The sequence below is a fragment of the Microcystis sp. M49636_WE2 genome (assembly GCF_030065375.1).
Taxonomy (GTDB): Bacteria; Cyanobacteriota; Cyanobacteriia; order Cyanobacteriales; family Microcystaceae; genus Microcystis; species Microcystis aeruginosa_C.
In genome coordinates, this window is record NZ_JASJFG010000281.1 from 1 (window position 1) to 1,422 (window position 1,422).

Below are 1,422 nucleotides of genomic sequence, written 5' to 3' on the forward strand. Positions count from 1 at the left end.
AATTATTCAACATATCACCCTCGGACAACGCTTAACCAGTCTCAGTCAAACCGAAGCCACTAAATGGTTAAATAGTATCGAACAGAGGGCAAAATTACTTAAGGGGAAAACCGCTCCTATTTCCGAACGAGAAATAATTGTCACTATTCCCTTTAGTAATAGTCAGGAATTAGAGGAAAAATTCAATCAATTTTTTGATCCTAGTTCTTCCTTTAAAATCAAAAATTCTGCCGATACCGATGATATAAAGTTACTGCAACTAGATTCACAACTGGCAGTAACAGAACAAGATTGGTTCTTTTTGACCCAGAAAAACTTAAAACTAACTGTTGATCTGCGAGCTTTAGGTGTGCTTTCCGAACAGGGAAATATTATCGTTAGTCCCGGTTCTTTAGTCGATATCGACTTCGCTTTAAAGACTCCCTTTCCTGGTCAAAATATTGATGATGACTCAGGATTAAATCCCCCGTTAGAACAAGTTGATAATCAGTTAATTTGGCATTTAAAACCGGGAGAAATTAACAGCATTGCGGCGGCTTTTTGGGTTCCTAACTATTTAGGTATCGGCACAATAATTATTGTTTTATTAACAAGTTTTGCCTATTACTTGAAATATAAACGCTTGCCCGGTGTATCCCCATCGACTTAAATTGAGATGGCAAGTAAGTAGTTAGGTGTTAAAAACTGTCAGACACCCCCCTTATCAAGGGTAGGGTTGATTCATGAATCAACCCTACCTTGAATCAACCCTACCCGGAATCAACCCTAGGATTAAGGGGGGATTGGCACCCCCCTTATCAAGGGGGGATTAAGGGGGGATCCATCTTCAATTTAATTATAACCAGCTACTTATTGACCAAAATTTAATGATCAATAAGGGAAAAATTAGCCAACTTATGAAACTGATCTAAAAATTGGCCAACAATAGAGAAAATCTTGGCTAGGATCAAATCATAGTCATAATTGAGACTAGACGGGTTTTCCTTTTTTACTTTATTACTGGCAATTACAGTTATGGTTAGCAATATTCCCTTTTCTATCCCCGAACATAGCCTCGATCGAGATTGTACCACCCTCTCCCGTCACGTCCTGCAACAACTACAAAGTTTTTCCCCCGACGCGCAGGATTTAAGCGCAATTATGAGTCGAATTGCCCTAGCGGGAAAATTAATTGCCCGTCGTCTCAGTAAAGCGGGATTAATGGCGGATGTGCTAGGTTTTACCGGAGAAACCAACGTCCAAGGGGAATCGGTCAAGAAAATGGACGTTTTTGCCAATGAAGTATTTATCTCGGTTTTTAAGCAAAGTGGTTTAGTTTGCCGTCTTGCTTCCGAGGAAATGGATAAACCCTATTATATCCCAGAAAACTGTCCCATCGGTCGCTATACCCTACTCTACGACCCGATCGATGGTTCTTCCAAT

1 protein-coding gene and 1 pseudogene are annotated in these 1,422 nt (G+C 40.1%); both read left to right on the forward strand.

Going from position 1 to position 1,422, the window contains the following annotated elements; genetic code table 11:
* Window positions 1–649 (forward strand): DUF3153 domain-containing protein (locus PX484_RS06765; RefSeq protein ID WP_288103230.1); only part of this gene is annotated, 649 nt, incomplete at its 5' end.
* 365 nt (window positions 650–1,014) lie between these two features.
* Window positions 1,015–1,422 (forward strand): annotated as a pseudogene (locus PX484_RS06770) (class 1 fructose-bisphosphatase); the annotation flags it as partial.